This is a genomic window from Kitasatospora sp. NPDC092286 (assembly GCF_044755565.1).
GTDB lineage: Bacteria > Actinomycetota > Actinomycetes > Streptomycetales > Streptomycetaceae > Kitasatospora.
Genome location: NZ_JBIVRD010000065.1, coordinates 1 through 26,224, shown reverse-complemented (window position 1 = coordinate 26,224; position 26,224 = coordinate 1). Strand labels below are relative to the sequence as shown.

Below are 26,224 nucleotides of genomic sequence, written 5' to 3'. Positions count from 1 at the left end.
CCGACCGCACCCACCCCCTCCAACCCACCCACCCCGCCTACGTCATCTACACCTCCGGCTCCACCGGCACCCCCAAGGGCGTCGTCGTCAGCCACCGCGGCGTGGTCAACTACCTGGCCTACCTCACCGACACCATCGGTCTGGAGCCGGACGACGTGGTCCTCAACCTGGCGTCGATCTCCTTCGACGCATCGGTCCGGGACCTATTCGGCCCGCTCACCATCGGCGGCACGGTCGTGCTGGTGCCGTCCGAGACGGCGCGGGACCACGACGCCCTGCTCGACGTCATCGCCGAGCAGAAGGTGACCGCCGTCCTGTCATTGGTGCCGTCCATGCTGAGTGCCCTCTCGGAGGCGGCGCGCACCCGCGGGAGGGAGCCGTCGCGCTGCCTGCGACTGGGCATGGTCAGCGGGGAGCGTCTGACCTGGCCGCAGGTCGACGCTGCGGCGGCGATCAGCCGGTCCTGGCGCCTGGTCAACCAGTTCGGGCCGACCGAAGGCACGATGACCTCGACCTACCAGCCGGTCGGCAGCACACTGGCCAAGGACCAGGACATCCCGGTCGGCCGCCCGCTCGGCAACGTCCGCTGCTACGTCCTGGACGCGGATCTCCGCCCCGTCCCGGCAGGGGTCACCGGCGAGCTGTACCTCGCGGGCGCCGGCCTGGCCCGCGGCTACTTCCGGAAGCCGGCGCTCACCGCCGAACGCTTCGTGGCCTGCCCCTTCGGCGGCACCGGCGAGCGGATGTACCGCACCGGCGACCTGGTGAAGTGGCGCGCGGACGGGACCCTCGACTTCCTCGGACGCACCGACCACCAGCTCAAGGTCCGCGGCGTCCGGGTCGAACTCGGCGAGATCGAGGCGACCCTGTTCCGGCACGAGGACGTCGCCCAAGCCGCGGTCGTCGCCCGCACCGACCGGTCCGGCGAGCAGCAGCTCGTCGCCTACGTGGTTCCGACCACCACCGCCGCCGGGATCGACGGGATCGAACTGCGCCGCTACGTGGGCACGTTGGCGCCGAACCACCTCGTCCCCGACGCCGTGGTCGTGCTGCCCGCGCTGCCCGTCACCCCGAACGGGAAGCTGGACCGCCGCGCGCTGCCCGCACCCGACTTCTCCGCCCTGGTGTCGACCCGCGGCCCGCGCACCGCCCAGGAGGAGGTCCTCTGCCGCGCCTTCGCCGAAGTCCTCGGACTGGACCACATCGGCATCGACGATTCCTTCTTCGACCTCGGCGGGCACTCCCTGCTCACCACACGACTGGCCAGCCGGATCCGCGACCTCCTCGGCGTCGACCTGGAGCTCCGCACCCTGTTCGAGACCCCCACCGTCGCCGGCCTCACCGAGCGGTTGGGCATGCCGGACTCGACGGCCGCCCTCGACGTCCTCCTGCCGCTGCGCCCGCGCGGCGACCGACCGCCCCTGTTCTGCGTGCACCCGGCGAGCGGACTGGCCTGGACGTACGCGGCGCTCCTCAGCTGCCTGGACAAGGACCAGCCGGTCTACGGCCTGCAGACGCGCGGCATCCTCCACGCCGACCAGCGGCCGGCCTCCATCGAGGAGGTCGCGGAGGACTACATCGCGCAGCTGCGCGCGGTCCAGCCGACCGGGCCCTACCACCTACTCGGGTGGTCCCTCGGCGGACGGATCGCGCACACCATGGCCGCCCGTCTGCAGGCGGAGGGCGAGGAGGTCGCCCTGCTCGCCCTGCTGGACTCCTACCCGATGGCCGAAGGCCAACGGTTCGACCGCAGCGACCAGGAACTGATATCGGCGCTGTTCGGGGCCATCGGTGTCGAGGCGCCGCAGACGGCCGACGGGGCGCTGGACTACCCGATGATCCGGGAGACCCTGCGCGCCGCCGGGCACCCACTCGCCGGACTGGACGACGGCCAGTTGGAGAGCCTGTTCAGTGCCATCCGGAACAACTTCGTCATCGACCGGGAGTCACCCACGACCAGCCGATTCCTCGGCGACGTGCTCTTCTTCACGGCGACCGTGGGCCGCCTGGCAGATTCGCCGACCGTCAACGCGTGGAGGCCGTACGTCACCGGACGGATCGTGGATCACCAGATCGATTGCCACCACGACCAGATGGGCGGCCTGCCGTGGCTTGCCGACATCGCTGCGGTCATCGAAAAGAACATGCTCCGATAGGTCCGGCGCCTTCCAGCTGTCGTACTCGTGCTTGAAGTTCGGCGGGTAGGTACCAGCCGTCGGTGGTGGGTGTCATGTAGAGGCGGGCTTTGAGGCCGAGGAGGAGTTGGCGGCGGTGCTCTTGGTCGGCTTGGGTCCAGGCGTCGGCGAAGGTCTGGCCCGTCTCGACTTCCACCCAGGCGGAGGGGCGTTGTGGGAGGGCTGCAAGGCGGCGGCGTTCATCGACGAGGATCTCGAGGGCTTCGGAGTACTCGTCGTCGCCGCCGGGGTAGTCGAACAGGTTGCGGCGCTTCTCCTCCCGGAGATCCTTCATCGCCACGGTGACGTGGTTGAGCTGCTCGGTGTGGTCCTCACCGGGGATGAACCTGCGCACAGTCATCGCCAGGCCGGCCAACCGCTCCACCAGGGCGGCGATCGCCGCGGTGACGCGCTCGCCCTTGACGGACTGGCCCTTGCAGGCGGGTTTGCCGGCCGTCTTCGCACACCGGTAGTACTCGTAGATCTTTCCGTTCTTGGCGAGGTTCACCTGCCGGTAGAACCGGTCGCCGCACCGATCGCAATGCGCAACGCCCAGCCACGGCGAGGCGCCGTTCGAGCGTTCCTTCGTGACCGACCGCTCGTCCATCGCGACCTGGATCGCGGCCCACTCCTCCTCAGTGAACAGAGGCTTGGCCATCCGGATCGGCAGGCCCTTCGCATCCCGGGCGATCTTGCGCGCCTTCACGGACCGGCCGGTGAGCTTCAGGCCCATCGTCGCCGGCGAGCGCAGGATCTTGCCCACGCTGGTCGGGTTCCAGTGGTTCGACGGCGCGGTCTTGCGCTTGCTCGTGTACGACTCGCCCTGATTCTTGAACGCGTGCATCGACGGGGTGTCGAAGCCAGCGGCCTCCAGAGCGGTGGCGATCATCCACTGACTCTGCCCCTCCAGGAGAAGCTGGCCCATGTAGCGGACGGCCTCGGACGTCACCGGGTCCGGTTCGAGCATGCGGCCGCCGCCGGGCCGGTCCACGATCCGGTAGCCGTACGGCGGCTGCCCGCCGGCCCAGCGGTCGGTCTTTCGCAGGTGCTTGTGCGCGGCGGTGACGCGGGTCTTGATCCGCTTGAACTCCATCTCGGCGAAGATCGACGCCAGCATCAGGAAGACCTTTGCCAGCTCGTTCCCGAACGACGACTCCCGACCCTGCCGGTAGTCCAGGGTGATCCCGTCGTCGGTGAAGACCAGGACTTTGTGGTTCTCCTCGGCCCAGTGGGCGAGGTCCGCGCAGTCCTTCGCGGACCTGAATGCCCGGTCGACCTTCGCCCACACCATCGCGTCCCACTCGCCCTGGCGCTCGGTGAGCCACGGGCCCAGGTCCGGGCGCTTCCACGGCGTGACCTCGGCGGAGACGTCCAGGTCCTCGAAGGACCCGACGATCTCCCACTCTTTCGAGACCGCGTGCCGAGTCGCCGACTCCGCCTGCACCAGGTGCGAGACCTTTCCCTCGTTCCCGTGCGTGTCCGAGACACGCGAACCCACCACTGCCCGAACCGGCGCCAAAGCCGTCACAATGCCCATGGGCCTCCCCCTGCCGCCAAGGCCAGCAGGCACCCTCGAACAGGGCACTCTCGAACGGGTGGACCTTTTACAAAAGGCGTCGTTCCGCTGGAGAATTGACCTAGTTGTCTCTACTAGAAACCTCGCTGAGAAATGCGTCGAGGCCTACGTCGAACGAGCAGCCTCCCATGCCGAACGCTGGTCCGACCACGCACCCGTCACAGCGGTATTCAAGCTGAACAACTACTAGAACTTGAATGGGTGATGTCGGTCAGCCGTCCATGATCAGGCCGGTGCCGGCGAGGCACCCGTCGACCAGGTCCGGGCGGTACTGGATCTGCTTGAGGCGGTGTTTCACGGCCCTGGTGATCTGGCCGAGGTCGGCGGCGGCGAGGTTGCCGATGTCGCGCTTGACCAGCGACCAGATGCCCTCCTGCGGGTTCAGGTCCGGTGCGTAGGTGGGCAGCTGGAACACGGTGAGCCACTCGGCGTTCGCCTCGATGAAGTCCCGCAGCGGCTTGGTCAGGTGGAGGCGGGCGTTGTCCCACACGAGGACGATCGGGCCGCCAAGCTGGGTGCGGGCGCGGATGATCAGGTCGCGGAAGTCGCGCCAGCCGAAGCCCTTCGGCTGGCCCTTGCGGCCCCGGTACTCGCGGATCGCGTAGATCAGCCGGGACCGCTCGCCCGGCTTGTAGCAGGTCATGCCCGCCATCGAGACCCGGCCCGAGCCCCGGCCGCGAACCCGCACCGCGGGCGTCTGCCCGATCCGGCCCCATGTCCTGGCGCGCGGCGGCGTCATCGACTGCCCGGCTTCGTCCTCGAAGACCAGCCAGGCTCCGAGCTCCGCCGCAATGCTCTTACCCGCGGCCAGGTCTCCTTCTTCCACACCTCGACCGCCGCATCGTCACGCTCGATCGCCCGACGGGCGGGCTAGGACGCGCCCGGCGCCCCGGCCGCACTGGCCACCGATCAGCAGGTCACGGCGGTGTCCCAGCAGGGCCACCTGCTGGCCGAGAGCGTCGAACCGGCCTGGGTCAACCGGGTTGCCGCGCACGGCGAACCGCTCGACGCGGCCGCGCAGCAGATCAGGGCGAGCGTGCGCGCGGTGCACAGCGGCGCCCGGTCCGACGGGACCGTGACCACCGACCCCGCCGCACCGACCCTGCTGACCGGCGACGCCGCCGGCACGACGGCGAGCACCGAGGGGCAGGCCGCACCGGAGGACAGGACGGTCGGCGGCGCTCCCGGGAGCGTCGCCGCGCTCACCTCGGAGGACGGCTCCACCTGGGGTGACGTCACCGGCGGCCTGGTGAGCACGGATCCGGCCACCGAGGCCAAGTGGGCCACCCCCAAGTGTGCCGTGAAGCGGAACGACCCGAACGCCCAGGCCATGCAGCCGACCCCGGCCATGGTCCAGTGGGCGGTCGACCGGGCCGTCACCAACAGCCTGAACGTCCAGCGGCCGGCGAACTACCTGGGCGCCGGCCAGCCGGCGTACACACCCCAGGGGATGTTCCCCGAGCCCGGCCTGGGCCCGCAGAAGGAGAAGGGCCTGGTCCCCGCGCAGGTGCTGCTCGGCCTGATCGCGCAGGAGAGCAACCTGTCCCAGGCGACCTTTCACGCGGTGGCCGGCGACGCGGGGAACCCAGCGACCGGCGTTTACTACGGCAACGACAACCTGCTTCGGAGCAGCGCCGACGCCGCCGCGGGCCGGACCGTCCCGGTCGCCATCAACTACAGCAAAGCGGACTGCGGCTACGGCATCGGCCAGATCACCACCGGCATGACCGCCACCGACACGACGACCTGGAGCCCGGCGCAGAAGTCCGCAATCGTGACGGACTACGCCGCCAACATCGCGGCGGCCCTGCAGATGCTCGAGGGCAAGTGGGAGCAGGTGCGCACGGCCGGCCTGGGCACAGGCGACAACTACTCCCACGCCGCCTACCTGGCCCAGATCGACCTCCACCAGTTCGGCGCCGGCTACGGCGGCCGGATGTACTTCACCCACACCTACGACAACGGGACCGTCACGCAGCCGCAGTACGCGAACTACGGCTGGTACAAGTCGCCTCCCCAGATCCCGAAGAACATCTCGCACAAGGTCGTGGCGACCTGGACTCCCGAGCTGACGCTGCCCGCCTACAAGATCTTCATCCACCTCCCCACCCACGGGGCCCAGGCGACCAACGTGCCGTACTACATCTACTCGGGCTGCGGCACGATGGGACAGGGCCTCATCCCGAGCACCTACTACCTGGACCAGTCGCAGACCAAGACGGCGGGGCAGGGCTGGTACCAACTCGGCACCGGAAACATGCTGTTGTGCTCCGGCGCTCGAGTCCAGATGAGTAACCTGGTCGACACGGGCGGCTTCAGCGGGCCGGACATCGCGATCGACGCGGTCGCCTTCACCCCCTGACCCGACACGTCCCGACCGGACACGAGGGCTCCGCCCTCGCCGACCGGCAACCCCGCCGCCGGATCGATGCCCTTCCCGGCCAGCATCCGAAAGGCTGATCACGTGACGTACCGAAGGCGCCGGTCCCCGGTGGCGCTGTCAACCCTGCTCCTGGTGGTGGCGCTCCCGATCGCCGGGTGCTCCTCCGGCCCGAAGCCGCCGAACGCGGCGACCGGGGAATCCCGACAGGCGTCAGGCACAGTGTCGTCACCGGCGCACGGCGCCTCCGGTCCGGCCTCGTCGGCGGCCAGTCCGGCGGCCGGCTCGGCGGCCGATCCGGGAGCCGCGCCGACCGCACCGGCCGGCGAGCGGCCGACCGCCGTTCCCACCCCGTCCGTGCCCCTGCCGGGGACCGGGGCCCAGCCGACGGCTGTCCAGCCGCCGGAAGCGGTGCCGATGGCTGAGCAGACGCCGTACTGGCGGGGTTCGGCCCTCCCGGGCCCCAAGGCCGACACCGTGGCCGAACGGCTGAAGCAGCGGTGGGGGCTGGAGTTCCACGTCCAGCAGATCCGAGCCGTCAGCGCCGGGCTGCCCGGCCACGTCCGGTACGAGGCGCTGAAGGAGTTCCCCGAGGCGTACAGCCTGATCGTCATGATCCAGGCCGACGGGGACGGCCGGCCCAGGAACATCGTCCTCGCCGCGAACGGGGCACCGTCCGCGGCGATGGCGGCCACCCTGGTGCAGGGCTTCGACCTCATCCTGGACGGCCACGCCGGTGACGAGCGGAAGTCCTGGGTCCAGAGCCAGTTCGCGGCGTACGGGCAGTCCGCCCAGGTCTCGCCCATGGTCCCGCGCCGGACGGACGGGGAGGTGACCACCTCCCTGAGTGTGGCGTCCGACCACACGACCCTCCAGCTCAGCGGCTCACTCGCCCCGTAGCGGATCCGGGCCCGGATGCCATGGGCCCGGCACGCGAGGGCGGCCGCGTACCGTACGCTCCATCCGCGCCCTGGTCCTGCGCCTGGCCGCAGAGAATCCGGGGTGGGGGTACCGCCGCCTTCACGGCGAGCTTCTCGTCCTCGGCGTGAAGGTGGCCGCGTCCACAGTGTGGGAGATCCTCCAGAAGGCCCGGATCCCGCCGTCACCCGAGCGGACCTCCACCACGTGCGCGGACTTTCTGCGCTCCCAGGCCGACGCGCTCCTCGCATGCGACTTCTTCGAGACAGTCACCCTGTCCGGGGCCCGGTTGTACGTGTTCGCGGTGATCGAACACGCCAGCCGCCGCATCCGGGTCCTGGGCGTGACCGCGCATCCGACCGCAGCCTGGGTGGCCCAGACGGCGAGGAATCTCGCCATGGATCTTGAGGACGCCGGCTGCCGGGCCCGCTTTCTGATCCGGGACCGGGACGGGAAGCTCCCGCAGCTGTTCGACGAGGTACTCGAGGACGCGGGCATCGAGGTGGTACTCGGCGGCGTCCGGATGCCGAGAATGAACTCCATCATGGAGCGCCGGGTACAAACCTGCAGGCGAGAACTACTGGACCGGACATTGATCTGGGACCAGCGCCATCTCCCGCACTCCCTGCGCGAGTTCGAGACGTTCTACAACGGGCACCGGCCACACCAGGGCATCGCCAACGCCCGCCCACCCCACCCACTCCCCCAACCGATCACCGATCCAGGGCAAATCGCCCGCCTCGACATACGACGACGCGACCGACTCGGCGGCCTCCTCCATGAGTACCAACATGCTGCCTGATCAGAGCGGATGACGTTTTCGGCAAGGGCAGCGTTCTGGCCGGTCCGTGCGGCGGCGGCCCTTCGCGCTCCAGGCCGGCGGCCCTTGCCGGCCGCCGATGGCCGTCACCCCCGCTGGGTGACGGCCACCGAACAGGGCTCACACCGTGGTCACTAGCACGACCACGGCGTGGTGACGTGGCCCGTCACGGTGTCCACCGCCACCGTCCTGCCCTCGCTGGGAATGCAGAAGTAGTAGGTGGGATGCGGGTTCTGCACGACCGGCTCATTGAGGTACAGGGGCTTGAACGCGCCGGTGTGCCCGGCCTTGACGGCCAGATCGTGGGCCTGGACCTCCGTCATGGTGAACGGGGAGATGGCCTGGATCCCGATCGGGACGCTCCACGGCTGCGTGCTCTGGTACTGACCGGTGGTCGAGTACTTGTACTGGAAGGACGGCTCCGAGCCCTTGGCCCGGAAGCGGATCCACCAGGCCTGGACGTCATTGGGGTTGGTCGTGGGTGTCAGCAGGACGGCGTCCGCGTCGTAGAACTGCGAGCCGGGGTGCTCCTGCTGCGCCTTCACCTTGGCCTCCCGCACGATCTGTGTGAGCGGGAGGTGGGGTGCCGCGCTGGCGGTGGACGGGGCGATCGGCAGCAGCGACAGGGCCGTGGCGGTCGCGGCGAGCCCGATCCGTGCCCGAAGGCGGCGGCGTGATGTCCGGCACCCGTTCAGTGCGGGTGTCGCGGGCGTGCGGGCGGTGCGCGTGGTGTTCATGTCCTTCATCTCCTTCGACCCGGACCCTGCGTGGTCACGGTGGAAGTCGACTGCCGGGTTCGGCGTGAGCGGTGGCCGACGGGCGAGAGGTCCTCGGCCGGGCTCCGCGGGGGATGCAGCCTCCCGGGGTCCAACGTTAGGAAGGTCTCCGGGCGCCGTCTCCTGGCCGTCATCCTCGCTGAGCCGAACGGGCGAACCTCTCACACGGAGCGATGTCCGTCCGGGGTTTCGCCGCGCGGTCCCGGCCGGTGGGCCCGATCCTGTGCCGCTCCTTGACCATCGCCGACTGTTATGCGGTGGTGACAATCCGCGCACAACCGATACGCGAACCAACCACCGCCCGAACCGGCGCCGAAACCGTCATGATGCCCATGGGCCTCCCCCTACCTCCAAGGCCAGCAGGCACCCTCGAACAAGCTGCACTCGAACGGGTGGACCTTTTTCGAAAAGGCGTCTATCCGCTGGCGCATCGACCTCCAGGTCGCCACCCCCGGCCTCGCCGCCAAGGCGGTCGAGGCCTACGTCGAGCGCGCCGACACGCACGCCGAACGCTGGTCCGACCACGCCCCCGTCACCGTGGCCTACGACCTCAAGTCCTGACCACAATCAGGAAGCCGGGCTGCCCGTCCTTGATCAGCAGCCCGGCCGGGACCGACGCGCGCAGCGGCAATCCGGCGGCCCGTCAGCATCCGTTGCAGTCGGCGACCACAGCCGGGGCCGCAGGCCTCTGGCCGCCCAGATCGCCGCAGGCTGATCGAGGCCGCCTACTCACCACCCGCGAAGCGTGCTCTGAAAGCGGCGTGCCGTCTTGAACATGTCTTCCCCGGTCGACCTCGTCGATGGTGAGCCGCGGGGTGTATGAAGTCAGTCGTACCCCCGTGACGAGTTGCCTGCGGGAGTGGCTGGCGGCGAAGAAGAAGGTGCTCGCGCCGAACGCCTGTGCCAGGTACGAGGACTGTGTCGAGCGGGACCTGATCCCGGCCTTCGGCCGCTGCCGAATCCTGGACCTGCGCCCGAGGCAGATCGACGACTGGGTCACCGTCCAGCAGAAAACCAGCCGGGGCGCGTCACTGTCTACCGGGTCGTGGCCACCCCGCGCAACGCGCTGAACGCCGCGGTCCGCTCCTGGCAGCTGCGCCACAACCCGGCCAAGCACTCGGTCCCGCCCAAGCCGCGCACCCAGGCCAGTGAGCCGAGTACGCAACCACAACACCCGTGCTGGCCGGTGCCTTCTATCGGGCCTCGTTCGCCGCAGCCCCAGCAGGGAGTCGGTTGCGCCGATACAGCGATGGGCAACCGGCGCAACTCACCAACTTCCCTTGCATGGTTGGCTATTGTCTTGGGGCATGACGCGACAGTTGCCACCCGGCTCCCACAGCGCATCCGACGAGCTGTGGGCGGCGGTTCCGCCCGTCGGCCGCGACACGAGCCAGGATGCCGTGATCGTGGTTCCCGGGATCATGGGCAGCACGCTGCAGGACACGGTGACAGGTGCTCGGATTTGGGGCTTGGGCGTCAAGTCAATGGCGGATACCTGGCTAGGACCCGATGGGATGCTCCCCCTGCACCTCACGCCCGACGAACAGGACGGCCGGTTCGGCCGGGTGCGGGCTACTGGGCTGCTGGAGCGGGTTGGCTGGGCACCGTTTCTGCAGGGTTTCGAGCCGTATACCGATCTGGTGCGCGGCGTGGGTGAGGTCGTCGCACATCCCAAGGCGGTACTGGCGTTCGCCTACGACTGGAGACTGCCGGTCGGCGTCAACGCGGCGCTCCTCGCCGAGGCCGCCCGCCGCCACCTCAGCGCATGGCGTGCGCATCCGGCCCACGACCGGATCCGGCGGCTTCGGGCCGACGAACGCCCGGCCCAGCTGGTCTTCGTCGCTCACTCCATGGGCGGCCTGGTGACCCGTGCTGCGTTGACTCACACCCCTGATCTTGAACCGGACACCCGCGCGGTCATCACCCTCGGCACTCCCTTCCACGGCGCGGTCAAAGCTGCCGTGATACTCAACGGTCACCGCGGCAAAGGCGGTCGCGCCGCGCGGGGGCCGGGCGCGCTTCTCCGACGCCGCATGCAGGCACTGGCAACCACGCTGCCCGGTATACATGACCTGCTCCCGGGCTTCCGGTGCGTCGACGACAGCCGGGAGGTACGCCGCCTCACCCCGAGCGATATCGAGGCACTCGGCGGCGACAGGGAGCTCGCCGCCCGGTCACAGGAGTTCCAGCAGTGGATGCGCCTCAACGGACGCTCGCTGCCCGGTCACCGGGCCGTCGTCGGAGTGGCTCAGCCGACCGTGCAGAGCATGAGGTTGAAGGAGGGGGTGGTCCACGCGCAGTACGTTACTTTCCGGACGCACTCCGACGGTCAACTGGTTCGTGACGCCGTTGGTGTGCCGCAACGCGTTGACCTAGCGGGGGACGGGACCGTGTATCGCGACTCCGGTTCCCTCGGCGGCCCCGCGGTCACCCATCTCCCGCTGCAGCACGGTCCGATGTCCAGGGACAGTGACGTCATCCGTCACGTGCGGAATGTGATCACCTCTCCGGACGAGCCTCTCGGTCCACCCATGGGCGAGAGTCAGATCGGTCTCGATGTGCCGGATGCCGTAGAAGCCGGGGCCGGCTGGAACGTCCGGCTGACGGGTACGGACACGCACGCGGGCGTCACCTGTAGCGTCCACGACGCCGAGACCGACCGGCGGATTGCCACGCCCCGTTTCGGCTGGCAGGACGATACGATCGGCGCTCGGGTGACCCTGCCCGCGCCGGGGCTGTACCGGCTGCGGGTCGAGAGCGGAGGCAATGCCCCGGTCACCCAGCTCGTCCTGGCGGCCGAGCCGGACGACAGCTGACGCGCACCGTGGAACACCGCAGCATGAATGCCGCCATCGGCGGGAACGCCGAAAGACCGCTGCAATTCTTCCCGGTCGCCATCGGCCAGTACCGCGATCACCCCCCGCTCGACACCAAGACCGAGGTCGCCGGCATCGCTGAACTGCTCGCACCGTTCGGCGCCGAGACCCGTGACTGGGAAGTCGAGGAGATCGACCGGGGCTTGGAGGCGGTCGACGGGCGGCTGCGGGAGTGGTCCGAGCCGCAGAACGCCGGGGACACCATCCTGTACTGGACCGGGCACGGGGAGAGCGACGGGGACCAAAGGGCACTGCTCGCTCATGCCCTCAGCCCCCGCCCCCTCGCCACGAGCGGCATCACCCCGCAACAGCTGGTGAGCTACCTGACCGCCCGCGAGGCGCATCGTAAGGGAAAAGACGGATGGGCGATCGTCATCATCGACGCCTGCAAATCCGCCCGATTCGTCGAGCTGATGAGTGCGGACGTGAACCGGGACCCCGCCGGCGCGCGCAACTTCCTGCTGGTGGCCACGTCCGGGCAAGGTACCGCGAACCTGGGTACGTTCCGCAAGGTCCTGTCCACGGTCCTCACCGTGACCTTCCGTGCCGACGACAGCATCGACCTGTGGCACCTTGCCACAGAGCTCCGCCGGAACCTCGACGGATGTCCGGTGGAGGTGAAAACCGTTCCGGGCCGTGCCATGCTCCACCGCAGAGTGCCCGTGCTCACTCAGACGTCGCTGGACCAGCTGGCCGAGATCGAAACCGTCCTGGACAAGCTTTCCGACGACGAACGACGCCACTTCGTCCCCAAAGCCAGCGGTGCCGAACTCGGCGAACAAGCCTGGTACTTCGAGGGTCGGCAAGAAGAACGCCACCAGATTCTTACCTGGCTCGACACTGTGCACAGGGGCCTGCTCGTGATCACCGGAGCAGCGGGCTCGGGCAAGTCCGCACTGCTCGGACACATTCTCGTACACACCCAGCCCGAACTGCGGCGAGTCCTTGAAGCGGCCGGCCAGCTGACACCGCTCCCGGCCGCCTCGCCCCAGCCGTGCGACCCGTTCCACGCCGTTGTCCACCTCACCGGCGCCACTCCTCGGGACCTGGTGGCACGGATCGCCCGAGCGGCCGGACTTGAGACCCCGCCCGCCAGTGAGGAACTGAACGTTCAGAGCGACTGGTTGATCAACGGCATGCGCGGACGCGGCCAGCCGTTCACGCTGCTGGTGGACGCCCTCGACGAAGCGTACTCACCTCTGGCGACAGCAGACCGGATCCTGCGCCGGCTCGCCACACTGCCGATGACCCGCGTCATCGTGGGGACCCGCCGGTCACCGCATGAAGGCCCTGACCTGTCGCAGCCCGACGACCGGTATCTCCTGGACGCTCTGGGCGCCGTAGCGGACACGGCCACCGTCGTCCGCGTAGGACGTGACAGCGACGCGATGACCCGATACGTACGTCGACGCCTGACCGCCGCCGCACGCCACGGAGTTCTTCAGGCGGAGCAGCGGCAGATCGACCACGCGGCGCACGCCATCGGCGCGCTCGACCGGGAATAACCCCAAGCGCACCGCCTCCTCATCAGGTATCGGGACAGCTCGCCCGGCCGTGATCGGAACGATCCGATTTCTACGCTGCAGACGTCTGTCGGCAACGGCTCAGAACGGGTTCTGGATCATTTTCCGTGCCGGAGCCACGGAGCGTCACCGGAACCGCGATCATGAACGGTCGTGACTGACGCTCTCCACGGGCGCCGATGGGGTGCTGCGTCCTACCCTGTGCCCGAGTCACCGCAGGTAGGTGCGGATCTTGCGGGAGCTGTAGCCCCCCTGCACGCGAGCCGATCCGCGCATTGCCCTCGGTCGCCGCGCACCACCGATGCGCGGACCGCATCCTCGGACCCCGCCCGGCGAGCCCTGCCGAAGTCCGTGCGAGGGCAGGGGCGCTTGCCCGATCGGGCAGTGTCGGCGTGCGCCGCCCGATCCCTGAAAGCATCCCGTTGACACCAAAGTTGGTCTAGTCCACCTTGGTGAAGCAAGGTCGTCCACATGAGTCCGGCGGAGCCGCGCGACCCGGCACTGACACCGCTCGGGACTCATCGACTCCCTTGACTCAACTACTTCACCGCGGCCTTGAGTGAGCCATGTGGCATTGCCGTGCCTTGGTCCCCGGACGGGCACATGGATCTGACGATCGATTGGAGACGCCCGCATGCGCAGAACCTGCTTGGCCCTGCCGACCAGCCGGGCCCGTCCCGCCTCGATCGCGGCCATGGGCAAGGAGGCCGTATACGCGGCGGGGAACTTCGGCGTGGAGGTCCGCCTCCTGCTCCTGGACTCCTCGGACGACACCACCTTCACCGACCACGCCAAGACCGTCGGCGAGCTTCTCCCCGCACCGAACGTGTACGAGCGCGTGCCGCCGCCACCGGCCACCGAGACCGTCGGCAGCGACCACTTCCTCCCGTACGTCGTCCTCGATGCCGCCCTGACCGGCGTCGCGCACAATCGACCCATCGTCAACTACTGCACACCGAGGCGCCGTTCAGGTAGCGACTTCATCGCCCACCAGGTGCGGTTGACGAGGCTCCCGTTCTCGATGCTCTACTTCCACCCCGTCTACGGCGAGACGACGGGCATCGGCGGCGACCGGGCGCGGAACGTCCGCCGACTCGACGTCCTCGACGCGTCTACCGCAAACCGGGCGGCAAGTACGCCGGGTTCGCCGGCCATCCGGCGCCGCCGCGGGAGCGCCTGCTCGACGAGGCCCAGGCCGACGCCGAAGAATGCGCCCACCCGATCCGGGCCCGGGGACCTCTGGTGGAGGCGGCCTGCCCCGACCTCGGCGAGGGTGGAAGAGTCTGCGGCCGATCGTGCGGAGGGGGCGCATTCCACCCCCGCCGGGCCCCGCTGTGGATCTCTGACATCACAAGCGGCCTGGTCCGTGGTGGCACGACGGGCCGGCCAGAGCCGCCGCCCAGTGCACCATCCTGCACTCAACTGGCAACTGCTGTAACGAATCTGACGATCAGACGGAGAATCCCACACCATGCAACGAGTCTGCCTCGCCCTGCCCACCATGCGTTCCTGCCCCGGCACCATCGTGGACCTCGCCGAGGAGGCGGCCTACGCCGTCGCGAACTTCGGGGTCGAGGTGCACCTCCTCGTCCTCGACACCACCGACGCCGCCGAATTCGCGAAGAACGCGGACGCCGTGGCCTCACTGGCCCCCACTCCCGGCGTCTTCGTCCACCACCTCGGCGAGGCGCAGCAGCGGGAGTTCCTGCGCCGGGTGGCCGAGCGCTCCGGCGCCGCCGACCCCGAGCTGCTGCTCGACCTGATGCTCCCGCAGGCCGTCGCGTACGGTTCCTGCGTCAACCGGCTCTTCCTGGGCGCGGCCGCCCTGGGCTGCACCTCGGCGCACCTGCGCAACGACGACGCCGACTTCCAGGTCGTCGACGGTCAGAAGATCTTCCCGATCCACCACGAGCTGCTCTCGATCGGCCGGCCGGCCGGCGACGCGGTGGCCGGCGTGTCCCGCTCCGAGCTCGACCCGGCCGACGCGGACAAGCCGGTGATGCTGGTCAGCGGCTCCTTCATCGGCGAACTCAACGTGGACATAGGCGAGATCCACGAGATGGACCCGGCCGTCTACCGCGACTTGGTGCGCCTGTGGACCCCGCCGGTGTGGTCGGAGGAGGAGAGGGACGCGATGGTGGACGTCTCCTTCAAGGGAACCGGCTCCGAGCCGTTCAGCACCGACGAATCCGTCCTCGGCGTGCCCGACATCTGGGACGTCTACATGTGCAATATCGCCCTGGACCACCGGGCCTACGAGGTGCTGCCGCTGCTGCCCTCGATCGAGACCATCGGCTGCGACTACGCCCTGCTGCACGCCATGGTCCACGCCCGGCTGCCCGGCGTCGTCCACAACCGCCACATCGTCAACTACTACACGCCCGAGCGCCGCATCGGCGCCGGCTTCATCTCCTACCAGATGCGGTTCGTCAAGTTCCTGCTCTCGATGCTGTACCTCTACCCGGTCTACGGCGGAATGATCGACCTCGGCCGCGGGCTGCTGGACGAGCGGCACGGGCTGAAGGTCGAGCCGATCCTCGACCTGGTGCGGGGCAGCGTCGACTGGGACCGGGCCGGAAACGAGCACTGCCTGGACGTCCTGGACCGCTCCTACCGCAAGCTGGGCGGCAAGTACGCCGAGCTCGCGGACGTGGTGGCCGAACAGCGGCAGCAGCTCCTGGACGAGGCCCAGGAGGACGCCGAGCGCTGGGCGGTGCTGATCGACGCCTGGGCGGGGATGGCGGCCGCCGCCCGCGCCGAGGGACTCCGCCCCGGCGTGGACGGGGCGGCCGGGTGAACGAGGACATCCTGATACGGCAGCTGACCGACAACGACTGGGACGCCGTGGTCGCGCTGGAACACGACGCCTACGCGGCCGACGGCCTGTCGGAGGGCCGGGAGGCACTGCAGTCCCGCGCCCTCGGCTCGCCGGAGACCTGCTTCGTGCTGGAGCAACGCGGCACGGTCCGCGGCTACCTGCTGAGCCTGCCGTACCCGCCGCTGCGCTGCCCGGACCTCGCCCAGGCGGAGGACGCCGTGTTCGAGTCGGGCAACCTGCACGTGCACGACCTGGTGATCGCCGAGGACCTGCGCGGCCGGGACGTCGCGCTGGGGTTCATGCGGTACTTCCGGGCGCGGGCGGAGGAGCTGGGCTTCGAGCGGATCTCGATGGTCGCGGTGCGCGGGGCGGACATCCTGCTGCGGCTCATCGGCTACCGCGCACACCGGGAGGTGGCCGTCCCCGCGTCCTACGGGCGGCGTGCGGTCTACATGTCGATGCCGGTGCACTGACCTGCGGGGGCACCTGGACGAATCACCACTCCTTCGGCCCGGATGAATGAGTCCGATGTGGTGAGGCGACCGGGCCGCCTTGAGCCAGTCGACCGCTCACACTGTTCATTTGAGTTGATCTTGAGGAGCGGACCGGTCGCCGGAGGTAGTCCTGCGACGGCGCCCCCGGAAGGTGCGGGCCTCCCGGAGGCCCCGCCCGGCAAGAGCCGGGCGAGGGCGTCCGGGAGGCGGCACAACGCCGATCGCGGCGTGATCCAGCTCTCCGGCGGTGTTTCGGCCTCACGGGCCGGCGGCGCCCGGGCCGACTCCGACGAAGTGGACGGTCACGAGGATTCAGACCACCGTATCGCGACGCTGGACCAGGCTCTTGCCGCTCACGGAGAAAGGTCTGGACCGAGCGCGTTCCCGACCCCATCGGGGTATCCGAGGGCTGCGATTCAGGCCTCCTGAAGAAGGCCTGGATCAGTAGTCCTCGTAGCCACCCTCGTAGCCGCCCTCGTAGCCGCCCTCGCGGCCACGCTCGCGGCCGCCCTCGTGACCCCGGACGACCCGGAAGCTGGCCACCACTCCGTTCTCGACGAAGACGCCCTCGGTGCAACGCGGGTCCACACCGTCGCTGGAGCTGCGGGGCCCGACGGTGGCGATGGCAGCGCCGCCGTCACAGACCGCCCCGCGGAAGACCTCGACGGTCCGGTGGCTTTCGTTGCGGATGTTCAGGCTCCTGGCGCCCAGGCCACTGACCACAGTGATGCAGCCGTCCCAGCGAGCGGAGTACGTCCGCTCGTTGATGTGGATCCGGCCCTCCTCACGGTGCCCCCGGTGCCCCCGGTGCCCCTTGCCCTCGCCGCCCTTGCCCTCGCCGCCCCTGCCCTCGCCGCCTCTACCCTCGCCGCCCCTGCCTTCGCCACCCCTGCCTTCGCCGCCCCTGCCCTCGCCGCCCCTGCCTTCGTCACCCCTGCCCTCACTCTCGTTGACGAAGGACGCCTGTGCGGGAGCGGCCTCCCGCTGAACGGCCGGAACTGCCTGCTGAACGACCGGGGCCGCCTGCGGGACGGCCGGGGCTGCCTGCTGGACGGCCGGGGCCGCCTGGGTCGTCGACTGGGGGGCGCCCGAGGCGTAAGTGAGGCCGGTCACGGCCAGGGCCGCGGCGGAGCTTACGGCCGCGGTGATGACGGTGGTGCGGGTGATCTGCATGGAACTTCTCCTGGTCCTTGAGCGGCCGGTTGAGCCGCCGGCGCGTGATTTGAACGTACGGACGGCGGTCATATCGGGCATATGGAAGGGTCGCCAATGGGGGGCCGAACGGGTGGCAGAGCAAGGATTTGGAGAACTGACAGATAGTCATATTATTTACAAGACACGAGAATTGACTTGCGGTTGATCCTTCTGAGTGATACATGGCGCCTACTCACTCCTCCGGCGGCGGGGCGCCTGAAACTGCCGACGCGATGAGGTGAGTGGCCTCCGGGGAATGGGACGCCTCAAGGAGATCGGACCCGCGTCATGCTCGCCGGCCCGCTCCACCCGCAGGTCAACCCGTCGGGCATGGCGGTGGGCTCGCTCGCGCCCGTTCCCTTTTCGGCGCGCGCGATCGGGTCGAAGCTGATCTGCTGGATTGAGGGGGCCGTCGCGCTCTTCCGGGAGAGAGCCAGATGAGTACATACCGAGTTGCACAGGTCGCCACCGCCGGCGGGCCATTCGAGATCGTTGAGCGCGAGGTACCGGAGCCGGGCCCCGGCCACGTACGGGTTGCCGTGGATGCCTGCGGGATCTGCCACAGCGACGTCCTTTTCGTGGAGGCCGGGTTACCTGGCGTCCGATTTCCGCTGGTACCCGGCCATGAGATCGCCGGGCGCATCGAGGCGCTGGGCGAACTGAGACACCACCCCGACTGGAAGGTCGGCGACCGAGTGGCCGTTGGCTGGTTCGGCGGCAGCTGCCACCACTGCACACCCTGCAGACAGGGCGACTTCATCGTGTGCGAGAACCTCAAGGTCCCCGGATGGGCATACGACGGGGGCTTCGCCGAGACGGTGATCGCACCGGTCGATGCCCTGGCCCGGATCCCCGACGCGCTGGCGGCGACCGATGCGGCGCCCATGGCGTGCGCGGGGGTGACCACGTACAACGGGCTGCGGCGCAGCTCCGCCCGGCCGGGCGACCTGGTCGCCGTCCTCGGCATCGGCGGCCTCGGCCACCTGGGGGTGCAGTACGCGGCCGCGATGGGTTTCGAGACCGTGGCCATCGCCCGCGGAGCCGACAAGGCCGACTTCGCCAAGCGGCTCGGCGCTCACCACTACATCGACAGCACGGCGGACACCACCGTCGCAGACGCGCTGCAGTCCCTCGGTGGCGCCAAAGTCGTCCTGGCCACCGCTGCCAACTCCAGCGCCATCACCGCAACCGTGGACGGGCTGTCACACCGGGGCGAGCTGGTGGTGATCGGCGCGGACGCCGACCCGCTGGGAATCAGCCCGGTCCAGCTGCTCATGAGCGGCAAGATCGTGCGCGGCCATCCGTCCGGCACCGCGCAGGATGTGCAGGACACCATGGCGTTCAGCGCTCTGCACGGCATCCGCCCGACGGTCGAGGTCGTGCCGCTGGACCAGGCCGCTGCGGCGTACCAGAAGATGCTCTCGGGCGCCGCCCGTTTCCGGATGGTGCTCGCCACCCGCTGACCTCGCCACCCGCTGACGCATCCGCCCCTTCGGGTATCACCGGCCGGCCGTTGCTCGTCGGGGAACGCGTGCACCGGCCGTGGCCGGGGAACGGCATGCGGGCCGGGTGCGCGCGGTGGGGCGAGTCGCCGATGACGGCGCTCGCCACGCCGCGCCACTCGGGCTCGGAGCATCGTGGCTCCCACTCCCCCTGCCCGAGTGGCTCCCGTTCACCGTTCACCCTGTCGAAAACACCCTGGCACGGTTCAGGAGTACTGCGTCTTCCGTCCCTGGAAACCCGCCCGGGCAAGGGCCGATACCGGCTACCTACCGGTGCACGGTCAACTGCGCCGCTCCGCGCCCCACCAGGTCCGATCGTCGGTGCCCGCGGTTGTCTCCGGGCCGCTGAGGCCCAGCCTGCGCCCGAGGCTGACTCCCTGGCGGTGGATGGCGGTTCCCTCCGCGAGGCGGAGCCGTTCCCAGGCCTGTAGGGCGGTGTCCGCGGACGGCGCCTGCTGCAGGGCGTGGAGGAGGGTGATGGCGTCGGCGGCGGCTTTCTCCGTACTGGCGGCGGTGTGGGGCCGGACCACGAAGGCGGCGTCCCCGGTCAGCAGGATCCGGTGGTTGCGCATCCTGGTGGCGCGTGCGTCGAGGATCGCCTGCAGGAAGGGTTCCGTGGTGTGCTCCACCAGCCGGCGCAGGGGCTCTGGCAGTGTCGAGCGTGCGCTGGCCAGGAGGTCCGTGCGGACCTGGGGTGCGAGCAGTCCCGGCGGCAGTGACAGTCCGTGGCGGGTGCCGTTTCGGTCGGTGGTGATGCGCGCGAGTTCGGGCGGGTCCGCCCGTGTGTACCAGACCCAGTTCATCCGGCGGTGGCCCGTTGCGGTCGTGCCGTTGTCGCCCGGGATGAAGTAGCACAGGAACTGGCTGCGCTCCCCGTCCCAGAAGCTGAACCGGTCGCCGAAGCGCGTCGCCAGCTCCTGGGGGAGGTCGGCTTCGTCGATGACACCGCGGTAGGCGACGTAGCCGGCGTAGCGCGGCGCACCGTCCGGTGCGACGAGTCCGCGATGCCGGGAGGCGGATCCGTCCGCGATGATCGCCAGGTCGACCGCCCGTGCCGCCTCGCCGACATGGACGGTGGCCCCTGCGGGGCCGGGCACGAGGGCGGTCACCGGCTGCCCGTCGTGGTAGCGCTCGGCGGGCAGCGTGTCCCGTAGGGCCTGGTAGATCGCTCCCCAGGAGATCATCTGCTGCCGCATGGGCATGATCCGGACGTTCCCGTCCCCGGTGAAGAACTGCCTGTGGGTGACGGGGACGCTGACGCGGTCGGGGTCGACGCCGCAGAGCTCGCGCAGGAACCAGGCGACGCCCGGTTGCAGCACGATGCCGGCGCCGCGGTCGTCGGGGCGGCCCGTGGAGCGTTCCCAGACGTCGACGTCCAGGCCGAGCCCGGTGAGCGCGACCGCGTGGAACAGGCCCGCGAGCGACCCACCCACGATGCCGACCGACGTGATGTCGGGCGTCGCGGTCACTGCGAGCACGCCCCCTCATCGCACACGGCTCCGGCCTGGGGCCTGGTCGCCCGCCGTTCCAGGGCTTCGATGAGTCGCTCGACCTCGACCGCGCCGTTGATCGCACGCTCGCCCAGGATGAACAGCGGCACGCCTCGCAGCCCCAGCTGCTCGGCGATTTCCTCGTCCGCACGCACGGCCCTCTCCAGTGCCGGGTCGTCCAGGCGCTGCGCCACGCCGACGGCGAGGCCGTCGTCTTCGCCCAGCCGGGCCAGCACGGCCGGGTCGCCGATGTCCCGTCCCTCGGCGAAGTAGGCGGCGAACAACCGGTCCGCCATCACGGCACCCAGCCCTGCCTCTCGCTGCGCCAGGGCGATCAGGCGGTGTCCGGCCCGGGTGTTCGGCGTCCTGGTGATCTTCTCGTAGTCGAAGGCGGTGCCTTCGCCGCGGCCGGCCAGGACGGTGCCCTGGTCGAGTTGCCGCGACCGTTCCCAGCTGCCGAACTTCGCGCTCCGGTAGGCGCGCCGGTCCATCCCCGCCAGGGGCATGGCCGGGTTCAGCTCGAACGCGCGGTAGTGGATCCGGAACTCGGCGCCGGTGCGTCCTTCGACGATGTCGACCGCCCGCTTCAAGCGGCGTCCGCCGATGTAGCACCAGGGGCAGATCAGATCGCTGAACACGTCGATCGTGAACATGTGCCCTCCTCATCGAACCGACTAGTCTGTTCGATCCGAACAGCAGTCGAGCTGTACCCATTCCCGCGCCCGTCGGAGGCAACCGATGACCACTCCTGAAACGACACGTGCCAGGATCGTCGAGGCCGCTGCCGATCTGTTCACCCGCTGCGGAGTGCGTGCGGTGGGGATCAACGAGATCTGGCGTGCGGCAGAGGTCGCCAAGTCGACGCTCTACCAGCACTTCCGGTCGAAGGACGAGTTGGTGGAGGCGGTCTTGCGCCGGCGCAACGACGCGTGGTGCGCGCGGCTGCGCGCGCTCGCCGAGAGCCGCGAGGCACCGGCCGACCGGCTCCTCGCCATCCTCGACCTGCTCGGCGAGGAGTTCGCCGATCCCGCCTACCGGGGCAACGACCTGGTGAACGTCGCCGCCGAGTACCCCGCCCCCGACCACCCCGTGCGGGTCGCCATCCGGGACCACAAGCGGGAGATCCTCCGCTACCTCACCGGCCTCGCCGCCGCTGCGGGAACGGACGCCCCGGAGGGTGCCGCCGCCTTGGTACTCATGCTCGCCGATGGAGCCGTGTGCGCCCGGGTCGGTCTCGGTGACACCGACGCCGCCCGCACCGCGCGCGGGGCAGCGGCACGACTGCTGTCAGCCGGCCCGGCGGGCACCACCGCCACGTGACGAGGGGTCAGGCGCCGGTCCGGGCTTCACCCCTGTTTGTGAACACTTCCGAGAAGCGGATCTTCGGGGCCGCGGAGGGGATGTCCTCATGAGTGCTGCGAGGTACTCGGGGGAGTTCGAGCGGGACGCGGTCTGAACAGGGCGGATGACGTTCTCGGCAGGAGCAGCTCCGGAGCCGCCCGATCTGACAACGTTTCGGTTGCGGTGGACGGCAATCCGGTCCTGGGTCTTCCCGGCGCTATGCGACATGTGCCATTTTACATGTCACACATCGACAGGCCGCGCCCCAACACGCGGTCACAACGGCCCCGGAGGCCCCCACAGATGACGCGTCCCTCCCGGATATCAAAGGTCAACGCGCGCAGACTCCCCGCGCTCGGCGCGGCCTTCTTCATCGCGCTCGGCCTGTTCACGCCGCAGAGCCAGGCCGCCCCCGTCGGCGCCACGGCCCCGGCCGGCGCGAACGCCGCCGGACCCGCCGCCCAGGCGCCGCGGTCGATCCCGGTCCCCAAGTCACCCGACGCCAGGAACAACAGCTCCTTCAAGCTCTTCGCCCAGGACCACGCCGAGGAGGCCACCGCGCCGGGCGCCCCGGTCAGCGAGCCCGCCAAGGCGGCCAAGCAGTTCTCGGCCACCGCCGGGGAGCCCTGTCCGAACCTGTCCGGAGTGATCAACGCCACGGGCAGCGCGTTGGTCCAGCAGCTCAAGGCACTGCCGAACGTCTCCTGCGCCTACCCGCTGTTCAACCTCACCGGCGCCGACGCCGGGAAGGCCTTCCGCGAGTCCCAGATGGTGACCGTCGCCAACGCGCTGCGCGACACCTCCGCCACCTACCCGGGCGACAACAGCACGTCCATCGGGCAGCTGGTGATGTTCCTGCGCGCCGGCTACTACGTGCAGGAGACCCGCCCGAACGAGGTCGGCAGCTACGGCGCCACCCTGGACACCGCGGCCCGCGGCGCGCTGGACGCCTTCTTCGCCGCCCCGCACAGCAAGGACGTCACCGACGCCAACGGCGACACCCTCAACGAGGTCGTCACGGTGATCGGCCAGACCCACACGCTCGGCCGGTACGCCGGCGTCGTCAAGTGGGTGCTCGCCAACTACAACGGCACCTGGCCCCAGTTGATGACCCTCTCCCTGGACCACTTCGACTGGGTCATCAAGGACGGCTTCGACTCCAAGACCGACAGCCAGGGCTGGAAGGCCGCCCTCAAGGCCGATCCCGGCATCCTCGACACCTGGGCCGGCTTCATCACCCGCAACGACTCCCAGCTGAACCGCCTGGACATCGTCAGCAACATCGGCCGCTACCTCGGTTACGCCCTCGACGTCCCCGAGCTCAAGGACCGGCTGCGGCCGCTGCTCAAGGACCTGATCAACCGCTACCCGAATGTCGGCCCCACCGCTCCGATCACCATGAACCTGGGCTGGGCCACCCGCCAGTTCGACAAGGGCAACTGCGCGGCCTACGCCATCTGCGACCTGAACGACCGTCTGCTCCCGGTGATCCTGCCGATCCAGCAGACCTGCAACCCGGGGCTGAAGATCCGCGCCCAGGACATGTCCCCCGGGCAGCTGGCCACCACCTGCACCAGCCTGATCAACCAGGACGCCTACTTCCACAAGGTGATCGGCGACAAGGGCGCGATCCCCGGTGACGTGAACACCAACCTGGAGGTCGTCGTCTTCGACGACTACACCCAGTACTCGCTGTACGCCTGGGCCTTCTACGACATCGACGTGGACAACGGCGGCATGTACGAGGAGGGCGACCCGGCCAAGCCCGGCAACCAGGCCCGCTTCATCGCCCACGAGGCCAGCTGGCTGCGCCCCGACTTCCAGATCTGGAACCTCAACCACGAGTACACCCACTACCTCGACGGCCGCTACAACATGTACGGCGACTTCGAGGCCAGCCAGACCACCCCGACCATCTGGTGGGTCGAAGGCATCGCCGAGAACATCTCGTACGGCTACCGCAACGAGCGCAACACCGCCGCGATCAACGAGGCCAGTAAGAACACCTACAAGCTCAGCGAGCTGTTCGACACCGTCTACGGCCAGGAGGCGGACGCCGACGTCAACTCGAACCGGGTCTACCGGTGGGGCTGGCTGGCGGTCCGCTACATGCTCCAGGAGCACCGCGCGGACATCGAGACCGTGCTCACCAAGTACCGCGCCGGTGACTGGAACGGTGCCCGCACCTTCCTGAAGCAGACCATCGGCACCAGCTACGACGCCGGCTTCGCCACCTGGCTGAAGACCACCTGCGCGACCAACGAGTGCGGCCCCCTGCCGGAGGCCCCGGCCCCGGCCGCGCCGCTCTGCACCATCGCCGACCCGCGCCAGTTCGACAAGAACTGCCGCCGCGACAACCTCGCGGCCACCACCGGCAACTACAGCTTCCACTTCCTGTACCTGCCGGCCGGCGTCAAGCAGCTGACCATCACCAGCAGCGGCGGCACCGGCAACGCCGACCTGTACTACGGCGGCAGCAGCTGGGCCACCACCAGCAGCTACCAGGCGAAGTCCACCAACGCCGGCAACAACGAGACCCTGACCATCAACAACCCGCCGTCCGGCTGGGTCTACTTCAGCCTCGCCGCCCAGCAGGACTTCACCGGCGCCAGCGTCACCACGCAGTACCAGTAACCGCACACCCACGACCTCGGGCGAGCGGTGAAGGGCCCGGGCGTGTAAGGGTTCCTGTGCAAGTAGCCGTTGTCGTACCGATCAAGGGGCCTGCCGATCGAACGGAAGTCTCGATCGGGTGATCGCGGTCGGTAGCGGGCATGGCAGCAGGGCCTCGTGGTAGCTCGGAGGGCGTCTACGCCAACGAGCGATCCAGGAGGCCCTGCTTTCGCGGTTTTTCGCAGTCGCGGCCGGGGAGTCCGGCCCGGTCACCCTCGTGTGTGACTGCCTGGCACACCGGTTCGGAAACACCGGCGGCGACCCGCAAGCACATCGACCGGGCACGCCGCCGGGTGAAGGCCCCCGGCAGCGACGGGTTCAGCCCACGCTGAAGGTCTCGGCGCGGGTCGTGACGGCGGGAATCCGCGCGCACGGGACGACGGACACCTGCGCCGTGACCGGGCCGCCGTTGCGGGAGAGCTCGGCCAGCAGACAGACCGTCTCCTGGGCGGAGCTCCACCCGCCCGGGTACAGCACGTCCGCCATCACACCGACCTGGACAAAGGCTCCCTCCCTGGCCGCGGTGACGACGTGCACCGCCGTGCCCTTGGCGAGCGCCTCCAGCGAATCGACGGTCTGCGGCCCGGATTCGAAGGCCGGGGCGAGCCTGGCCGCGTACGTCCGGGCACTCGCCTCCGCCCCGGCCGCCGCCCGCGCCCGGCGCTCCTCGGTCTCGACCCGGTCGCGGTGGACGATCACCACAACGGCCGCGATCGCCAGCGCCACGAGGACGGCGAGCCCGGTCATCACCCAGCGGACGGCTTTCATCTGATCCCATCGGGAAAGGGCCGGGCCCGTACGGGGCCCCGGCGGGTCGGACGGCCTGTCGGGATGCAGGGGCCTGTCGTCAGGCTCCCGCCTGCGTGGCGGCGGGAGCCTGACGACAGACCCTAGTACCCGGCCGCCTTCAGGGCGTTGGTGAGGGCCAGGGCGTACTGCTTCGTCCCGGAGTTGTTCGGGTGGTAGGACTCCATGCTCGGGCACGGCAGCGCACTTCCGGGGCAGGAGAAGTCACCGCCGCCCTTGGTCGTCGGCGCGGCCACCAGGTCGTTGATGCCCGGGACCGAACCGCAGACACCTCGGTGCTCGAACTCCACCATCGGTGAGTAGAACGTGACCGGCAGCGGCTTGTCCCCGCTCCGCAGCTCGTCGACGGCCTTCTGCTGGGAGTCCTTCATGTAGTCGGCCCACTTGTTCAGGGACATCGCCGCGCCCTCGTTCATGACCGAGCACACGCTGGTGATCACGCCGGCCACGTCGAAGAGCTTCGGGTAGCCGAGCAGGATGATCTTGGCCTTCGGGGCCTTCTCGTTGATGTGCTTGATCAGGTCCTTCAGCGGGGCGGCGGTGTTGTCGATGTCGCCCTTGACCTTCGCGTCGGAGGGGCAGCTCAGCAGGGCGCAGTTCTTGACGGTACTGGCGAAACCGGAGTCGTTGCCGCCCGCGTTCAGGACGACGAGCGTGGTGTTCTCGTCAAGAAAGCCCGAGTCCAGCTGGGTGACTTCGTGGTGCTGCCCCAGCGTCCCCCAGTTCCTGCTCCCGATCGTGTCCATCTGCCAGGTGTAGGCACCCGAGTGGGCTTTACCCCTGTTTGTGGACACTTCTGAGAAGCGGATCTTCGGGTCCGTGGAGAGGATGTCCTCATGGGTGCTGCGAGGTACTCGGGGGA

General features: G+C 69.4%; 21 protein-coding genes and 4 pseudogenes. 16 read left to right on the top strand and 9 right to left on the bottom strand.

Annotated elements, in window-relative coordinates; genetic code table 11:
* On the top strand, positions 1-2,156 hold a 2,156-nt coding region (locus ACIQIB_RS37300; protein ID WP_400763553.1), incomplete at its 5' end, for an amino acid adenylation domain-containing protein.
* Here ACIQIB_RS37300 and ACIQIB_RS37295 read toward each other — a convergent pair.
* On the bottom strand, positions 2,131-3,675 hold the full coding sequence (locus tag ACIQIB_RS37295) for a recombinase family protein (protein ID WP_400763551.1): 1,545 nt from the start codon (positions 3,673-3,675) through the stop codon (positions 2,131-2,133). The two genes, ACIQIB_RS37300 and ACIQIB_RS37295, sit on opposite strands and share 26 nt — an antisense overlap.
* A 124-nt stretch (positions 3,676-3,799) precedes the next feature.
* Between ACIQIB_RS37295 and ACIQIB_RS37290 the strand changes: the two are divergent.
* Positions 3,800-3,940, top strand: a pseudogene (locus tag ACIQIB_RS37290) (exodeoxyribonuclease III); the annotation flags it as partial.
* Positions 3,941-3,961: 21 nt separating this feature from the next.
* Here the strand turns inward: ACIQIB_RS37290 and ACIQIB_RS37285 are convergent.
* Positions 3,962-4,489, bottom strand: coding sequence for a transposase (locus ACIQIB_RS37285; RefSeq protein ID WP_400763555.1), 528 nt, complete (start codon positions 4,487-4,489; stop codon positions 3,962-3,964).
* 186 nt (positions 4,490-4,675) lie between these two features.
* On the opposite strand from ACIQIB_RS37285, the gene ACIQIB_RS37280 reads away from it, so the two are divergent.
* On the top strand, positions 4,676-6,112 hold the full coding sequence (locus ACIQIB_RS37280) for a hypothetical protein (protein ID WP_400656798.1): 1,437 nt from the start codon (positions 4,676-4,678) through the stop codon (positions 6,110-6,112).
* A 98-nt stretch (positions 6,113-6,210) separates the two neighbouring features.
* On the opposite strand, the gene ACIQIB_RS37275 is transcribed toward ACIQIB_RS37280, so the two are convergent.
* Entirely contained in the window at positions 6,211-6,480 is a 270-nt protein-coding gene (locus tag ACIQIB_RS37275; RefSeq protein WP_400656800.1) for a hypothetical protein, read from the bottom strand.
* A gap of 67 nt (positions 6,481-6,547) precedes the next feature.
* Between ACIQIB_RS37275 and ACIQIB_RS37270 the strand changes: the two genes are divergently transcribed.
* Both ACIQIB_RS37270 and ACIQIB_RS37265 read left to right on the top strand, forming a co-directional pair.
* The gene (locus tag ACIQIB_RS37270) at positions 6,548-7,030 is read left to right on the top strand and encodes a hypothetical protein (RefSeq protein ID WP_400763549.1); all 483 of its coding nucleotides are present in this window, start codon (positions 6,548-6,550) and stop codon (positions 7,028-7,030) included.
* A 25-nt stretch (positions 7,031-7,055) separates the two neighbouring features.
* Positions 7,056-7,850: pseudogene (locus ACIQIB_RS37265) on the top strand (integrase core domain-containing protein); the annotation flags it as partial.
* 152 nt (positions 7,851-8,002) lie between these two features.
* Here ACIQIB_RS37265 and ACIQIB_RS37260 read toward each other — a convergent pair.
* Positions 8,003-8,605 (bottom strand): hypothetical protein, encoded by a 603-nt coding sequence (locus ACIQIB_RS37260; protein ID WP_400656804.1) that lies wholly within the window; start codon positions 8,603-8,605, stop codon positions 8,003-8,005.
* A 462-nt stretch (positions 8,606-9,067) separates the two neighbouring features.
* On the opposite strand from ACIQIB_RS37260, the pseudogene ACIQIB_RS37255 reads away from it, so the two are divergent.
* From ACIQIB_RS37255 to ACIQIB_RS37225, 7 genes and pseudogenes are all read left to right on the top strand, one after another.
* A pseudogene (locus ACIQIB_RS37255) lies at positions 9,068-9,205 on the top strand (exodeoxyribonuclease III); the annotation flags it as partial.
* A 239-nt stretch (positions 9,206-9,444) separates the two neighbouring features.
* Positions 9,445-9,714, top strand: a complete 270-nt coding sequence (locus tag ACIQIB_RS37250) for a hypothetical protein (RefSeq protein WP_400763547.1) — start codon at positions 9,445-9,447, stop codon at positions 9,712-9,714.
* A gap of 237 nt (positions 9,715-9,951) precedes the next feature.
* A complete protein-coding gene (locus ACIQIB_RS37245; RefSeq protein ID WP_400656808.1) occupies positions 9,952-11,460 on the top strand; it encodes a hypothetical protein in 1,509 nt (502 codons plus the stop codon).
* Between the two features lie 23 nt (positions 11,461-11,483).
* On the top strand, positions 11,484-13,025 hold the full coding sequence (locus tag ACIQIB_RS37240; protein ID WP_400763546.1) for an AAA family ATPase: 1,542 nt from the start codon (positions 11,484-11,486) through the stop codon (positions 13,023-13,025).
* A 652-nt stretch (positions 13,026-13,677) separates the two neighbouring features.
* Positions 13,678-14,055: pseudogene (locus tag ACIQIB_RS37235) on the top strand (DUF6271 family protein); the annotation flags it as partial.
* Between the two features lie 459 nt (positions 14,056-14,514).
* Positions 14,515-15,840: a DUF6271 family protein gene (locus tag ACIQIB_RS37230; protein ID WP_400763543.1), complete on the top strand. Its 1,326-nt coding sequence runs from the start codon at positions 14,515-14,517 to the stop codon at positions 15,838-15,840.
* The gene (locus ACIQIB_RS37225) at positions 15,837-16,334 is read left to right on the top strand and encodes a GNAT family N-acetyltransferase (protein ID WP_400656816.1); all 498 of its coding nucleotides are present in this window, start codon (positions 15,837-15,839) and stop codon (positions 16,332-16,334) included. Before ACIQIB_RS37230 ends, ACIQIB_RS37225 begins: the two co-directional genes overlap by 4 nt.
* Before the next feature lie 462 nt (positions 16,335-16,796).
* Here ACIQIB_RS37225 and ACIQIB_RS37220 read toward each other — a convergent pair whose 3' ends face one another.
* Positions 16,797-17,528, bottom strand: coding sequence for a hypothetical protein (locus tag ACIQIB_RS37220; protein ID WP_400763540.1), 732 nt, complete (start codon positions 17,526-17,528; stop codon positions 16,797-16,799).
* 309 nt (positions 17,529-17,837) lie between these two features.
* Between ACIQIB_RS37220 and ACIQIB_RS37215 the strand changes: the two genes are divergently transcribed.
* Positions 17,838-17,990 carry a hypothetical protein gene (locus ACIQIB_RS37215; protein ID WP_400763538.1) on the top strand — a complete coding sequence of 51 codons (153 nt, stop codon included), beginning with the start codon at positions 17,838-17,840 and terminating at the stop codon, positions 17,988-17,990.
* A complete protein-coding gene (locus ACIQIB_RS37210) occupies positions 17,987-19,012 on the top strand; it encodes an alcohol dehydrogenase (protein WP_400763535.1) in 1,026 nt (341 codons plus the stop codon). Before ACIQIB_RS37215 ends, ACIQIB_RS37210 begins: the two co-directional genes overlap by 4 nt.
* Before the next feature lie 320 nt (positions 19,013-19,332).
* Here ACIQIB_RS37210 and ACIQIB_RS37205 read toward each other — a convergent pair whose 3' ends face one another.
* Positions 19,333-20,529, bottom strand: coding sequence for a hypothetical protein (locus tag ACIQIB_RS37205; RefSeq protein WP_400763532.1), 1,197 nt, complete (start codon positions 20,527-20,529; stop codon positions 19,333-19,335).
* Positions 20,517-21,194 carry a DsbA family oxidoreductase gene (locus ACIQIB_RS37200; protein WP_400763530.1) on the bottom strand — a complete coding sequence of 226 codons (678 nt, stop codon included), beginning with the start codon at positions 21,192-21,194 and terminating at the stop codon, positions 20,517-20,519. The genes ACIQIB_RS37205 and ACIQIB_RS37200 overlap by 13 nt, the downstream gene beginning before the upstream one ends.
* 85 nt (positions 21,195-21,279) lie before the next feature.
* Between ACIQIB_RS37200 and ACIQIB_RS37195 the strand changes: the two genes are divergently transcribed.
* Both ACIQIB_RS37195 and ACIQIB_RS37190 read left to right on the top strand, forming a co-directional pair.
* Complete coding sequence (locus tag ACIQIB_RS37195) at positions 21,280-21,861, top strand: TetR/AcrR family transcriptional regulator (protein ID WP_400763528.1); 582 nt, start codon at positions 21,280-21,282, stop codon at positions 21,859-21,861.
* Between the two features lie 324 nt (positions 21,862-22,185).
* Complete coding sequence (locus tag ACIQIB_RS37190) at positions 22,186-24,516, top strand: collagenase (protein ID WP_400763526.1); 2,331 nt, start codon at positions 22,186-22,188, stop codon at positions 24,514-24,516.
* Between the two features lie 357 nt (positions 24,517-24,873).
* Here ACIQIB_RS37190 and ACIQIB_RS37185 read toward each other — a convergent pair whose 3' ends face one another.
* The gene (locus ACIQIB_RS37185) at positions 24,874-25,323 is read right to left on the bottom strand and encodes a hypothetical protein (protein WP_363611844.1); all 450 of its coding nucleotides are present in this window, start codon (positions 25,321-25,323) and stop codon (positions 24,874-24,876) included.
* Positions 25,324-25,445: 122 nt separating this feature from the next.
* Positions 25,446-26,108 (bottom strand): hypothetical protein, encoded by a 663-nt coding sequence (locus tag ACIQIB_RS37180; RefSeq protein ID WP_400763522.1) that lies wholly within the window; start codon positions 26,106-26,108, stop codon positions 25,446-25,448.
* Positions 26,109-26,224 lie beyond the last annotated feature (116 nt).